We start from the raw sequence: 4,602 nt of genomic DNA on the forward strand, positions 1-4,602 counted from the left end.
TTTAGTGCATCACTGCGAATGTAAAGATTAATTAATGACTTAAAAAGCAATGTGTCAATAATCAGTTTCTATAAAAAGTACTTTTCTAACTTATTCCTATTTATTTCTTATACTCTATTTAAAATATATGTAGCAAGAAAATTATAACATAGTACCCACCCTAGTACAACATATCCTCACTTATGGACTATTCAAAAAAACGATACATTACGAAACTCATTATTAACGGTCTTCGCAGATGATAATTGGTAACGGTAATGACAGTGGAAATAATCAGCTCTTCAAACAGTAGATTAATACTAATGCAAAATAAGAAAAAGTATGTATCTTAAAGATTGGAAGACTTTATCTTTATTATTTCAAAAACTTGTCAGACTCCCTATGTAGAACTACCTACACATAAAGGAAACTTACATTTATTAAAATCGATACTATGCAACAATATTCATCCAACAACTACTTCTTATTTGATAAGATTCTATACATATTTGTGTTATTAATTGCATCGTGTTTAGCAGCTTATTACTCTAATAATACATTTGCCATTGTAGGTGCTCTGACAACCATCCTTATTTGCTTAATTGCTTTATGGAAACTTTTGGAAAGTATCAAAAGAGTAATGTTTGATGCGAACGACATAACGGTAACCTACGTCTTTTACTCAAAGCAGGTTTACATCCAATATTCAAGTATAAAAGAAGTTCTGCATATCTTCTATTATCCTGTTTTTAGTCGGAATACTATTATTTACAACGATATTGATGGCAAAACCAAAAAACTTAAGCTTCGTGCTGTCGTCCCCAATGGTGAATACTTCACATTCATCAACTGGCTATTCTCAAAGAATAAACATATTGACTTTACCTTCTTACCATCTGACTCAAAGTTAAAACAGGAGTATGCAGAAATGCAATAACAGCTCCGCAGGATTTAACTCCATAAATATGATGGTGATCATTTTCATGAAGCAGTTCTAATAATTATTTATATTTTTAAGTCATTTAACTTCTCATATCAATAATTTAAAGCCTTGTAAAGCTCTTAATTCAGATTAACAAAGCGGCATGACACCCTGATTATCTACTCCTTAATTATCTACTTTTCTTTAATAACCACATTGTGATGCGCAGAAACATAAAACGCCACACGTACAAAAAAAACATTAACCAAGCATGGTTACTTTATACTATTGCCGGAATAATACTCCTTTTCGTAAGCTATTGTAACGTTAAAAATTGCAATATGGTAAATGAGCCCATAAAACAAGGTAAACAAACCATCAGTAAAGTGGTCATCAACAGGGACATTAAGCAGATAAAGGAAGAGACAAATATTACAGAAGAGCAACCTAATGCTATTATTGACACCACACTATTACAAGGTGCCTATGGCATTGACGACCTGGGCAATGCTGTTTTTGCGATCGATGAAAACACCTTTTATTATCCCGATTCAAATACAAAGTATAACTATATTTTAAGAGGGGACACACTCCAACTCTTTGGAGAAGATGCAGATATGGAAACTCTCATCATCAAAGAATTAACTAATGTTCATCTGATACTTTATAACACGAACTATCAGACAATCGACACTTTAATTCGAAGAGGACCTGACACTGGCAAAGAAATAGCTGAACATGATGAAATTAAAGAACAATTTGATTTATTTTTAGCAAAATTCAGTTCCGATACACTTTATCAATTAAGGCATGTTCAATTTCCTCTTGAAATAAAGAACATTGACATTGAAGACAACACTGAACTAGTACTAGTATCAAGTGAACAGTGGAAACACCTTGATCTCAGGTATGATGAGAATATGGCAAACAGAGAAGTTGATACTTATGAACAAGTTCTTGAAGTATCCTCTGATTCCTGTATTGTAATTTTTAAAGGGATTGATAATGGTATTTGGATAGACCATGTTTTTGAGAGAAAAAATAATGAATGGATATTAGTACGGCTAATTGACACATCATATTAAATGTGATGGGGAATAGATATTTATAACTCAGCCAGGCAATTATTTTGTATAAAGTCCAAGATCAGTTTCCTAGAGTTTATGCCAACTTGTAATATACAATTTGCACGCTACCCACCTAAACCAAGCGGATCCATAATATTTAATTATGGATTAGCTCAATAATGCAAGCCCTCAATGTAATACCAATGATGCAATTTCAGAACAGCAATAATACATTAAGACCCAAATCCTACCTACAAGCTTGAACACCTATTAGTTAAGTCAGTATTTATCATCCTTTTTCACCAGTTACAAATTAATGGAAGTAAGTTCTGCTATTCTATAGTTATTAAGATCTGGCAATCATTTATAAGGCAATTACCCTTGACGAAATTTACCAGCCGTGCTATTTTAGGTGGGTCTGATAATTTTAAACAAGGGAAATAGTTATCAGCTATCATTTGATTATGATGTTGTTTGTGGGAAAAACAGCTAAATCTCCCATAGCATCACCTTAACATCTGCATTACTCTATCGCTTATTAGGAAACTTAAAACCTGTAAACAATGAAAAAAATTAATGCATTTAAAGTAGTACTCTCTTTGTCGATACTGCTAATGGGTATTGGTTGCGATAAAGAAAAGAAGGAATTCATTGAGTCCGAAAATTCGATGACATTAAAATCAACCTGTTCAAGTACCGATCCCACAGATCCGGTAGACATTATCCCAGTTGTAGTAGATGGCAATACCCCCGCGGTGACATCCACGAATGTGAAAATTGATCCTCCAGTAGCAGGAACGTTCGCTCTTGGAGCTGGCACGGTAACTATTGCATTTAGCAATGAATCGTGCGGACAAGTGATGACCTGGGAAGTATCCGACAATATTGTAATTGATCACGTGTATGCGAAAGGTGGCGATAAATACAACGACTATGACTATACGGGTGAAAGTCCAAAACCCAAAAGCGATGGCAACCTACACTGTCCTGTCAATCCAAGTGGCTCATACGCCGACTTCAGTCATGTTAACTTTGTTTTTCATTATCAATTGACTGTTGATAAAACAGCTGAAACAGAGTTCAACAGGAAATGGGATTGGGTGATCGAAAAAATTGGAGACAAGTCTGAACTGGTGTTATCTGAAGGGCAAACATTCAATGTTAATTATAATGTCTTCACTACAGCAACTGCTACCGACAGTGACTGGAAAGTAAGCGGTACCATCACAATATTTAACGAAACACCTCTGGAAGCTGTTGTTACTGACATAACAGATATTGCAGGAGGAGTAACAGCAACTTTGGCATGCGAACTGCCACAAACACTAGCTCCCGGAGAAACGCTTGAATGTGATTACTATGCGGATATGCCATCTGGCACGGATGGCACCAATACAGTGACAGTAGTAACAAGTACACCACTGGTTGAAGGAGACATTGCCACGGCTGATTACACTTTTGGAGAACCTACAAATGAAATTGACGAATGCATTACAGTTAATGATGATAAGTTTGGCAGCTCACTAGGCATTATTTGCGCCGTTGATGCGCCATATACATTTGAATATACACTAAGTCCTCCAAGTGAATGCGGTGAGTATGAGTTTGTAAACACAGCAAGCTTCGAAACAAATGATACTCAGACTTTGGGAAGTGATGATTGGACAATAACCGTTACGGTACCGTGCGACTATGGTTGTACACTCACCCAAGGCTACTGGAAAACACATTCTGAATTTGGCCCGGCTCCTTACGATGATACCTGGGCTCAACTGCCACAAGGGGCATCAACTGGCTTTTTCTTAAGTGGACAAAGCTACTATCAGGTACTTTGGACTCCACCTGCAGGTAATGCCTACTACCAATTGGCTCATCAGTATATTGCAACTGAATTGAATATGCTTAATGCAGCTTCGAATGGAGATATTATTGATGCTTTTAATGAAGCCACTTCCTTGCTTGAAAACTACACTCCTGATGCTGTAGCTTCTTTCAAAGGGAAAGATAAAAATTTATGGACCAAATTAGCCAGTACATTAGATGATTATAACAATGGCCTAATCGGACCTGGCAGTTGCGATGAGTAAATATTGAGAACTGAAATCAACTATTTATAGCAACAAAAAGTAATAATCATTTCTTATGTTTGCTACTATTAGTTCGATAAAAACAAGAAAGGTGCGAAAAAAAGCACCTTTTTGTTTTCAAATTAACCAGAGGCAGAATAAGTACCTTAATGATTATACCAGATTGGAAGCATTTCACAATAAAGTAGTTTGCCATATTGCTCTTTTTATCATAACAACAAGATGCATCACTGATGTTAATCGTGGTATTTTTAGTACAAAGTTCCCTTTCAGTCATTATTTAAGCAGACAAAGCTCCTACTCCAAGTAAGAGCACTTAACTCAATATTTGTTCTCACTAGTGTCCCATAAAAATTGGGACACTAGTGAGTGTCACTTTTAAATAACAACAAAGCAACCAGCTTTAATTTTAAAGTCAAGGACTTATCAAGCAAATATTTTTGTACTTAGTTTTTCAGTACATGACAAAAGTATAATTAATTGAAAATCAATTAATTAAGTAGTTAAATTGCTTGCTTAAAACCTTGATATTCAGTATCTTACAAAA

At 35.2% G+C, this 4,602-nt stretch carries 3 protein-coding genes; all 3 read left to right on the forward strand.

Annotation, left to right across the window (positions count from 1 at the left end):
- Positions 1-433 precede the first annotated feature (433 nt).
- The 3 genes from J1N10_RS20470 (at position 434) to J1N10_RS20480 (ending at position 4,055) form a co-directional block, all read left to right on the forward strand.
- Complete coding sequence (locus J1N10_RS20470) at positions 434-916, forward strand: hypothetical protein (RefSeq protein ID WP_262328596.1); 483 nt, start codon at positions 434-436, stop codon at positions 914-916.
- A 326-nt stretch (positions 917-1,242) separates the two neighbouring features.
- Positions 1,243-1,986, forward strand: a complete 744-nt coding sequence (locus J1N10_RS20475) for a DUF4348 domain-containing protein (RefSeq protein WP_262328597.1) — start codon at positions 1,243-1,245, stop codon at positions 1,984-1,986.
- A 545-nt stretch (positions 1,987-2,531) separates the two neighbouring features.
- A complete protein-coding gene (locus J1N10_RS20480) occupies positions 2,532-4,055 on the forward strand; it encodes a hypothetical protein (RefSeq protein WP_262328598.1) in 1,524 nt (507 codons plus the stop codon).
- Positions 4,056-4,602: the final 547 nt, after the last annotated feature.

This window comes from Carboxylicivirga litoralis (assembly GCF_025499605.1).
GTDB lineage: Bacteria > Bacteroidota > Bacteroidia > Bacteroidales > Marinilabiliaceae > Carboxylicivirga > Carboxylicivirga litoralis.

Excerpts from the sequence above, each read along its gene's own strand:
- J1N10_RS20470 (WP_262328596.1), top strand. The coding sequence starts at position 434 with ATGCAACAATATTCATCCAACAACTACTTCTTATTTGATAAGATTCTA.
- J1N10_RS20480 (WP_262328598.1), top strand. The coding sequence starts at position 2,532 with ATGAAAAAAATTAATGCATTTAAAGTAGTACTCTCTTTGTCGATACTG.
- J1N10_RS20475 (WP_262328597.1), top strand. The coding sequence starts at position 1,243 with ATGGTAAATGAGCCCATAAAACAAGGTAAACAAACCATCAGTAAAGTG.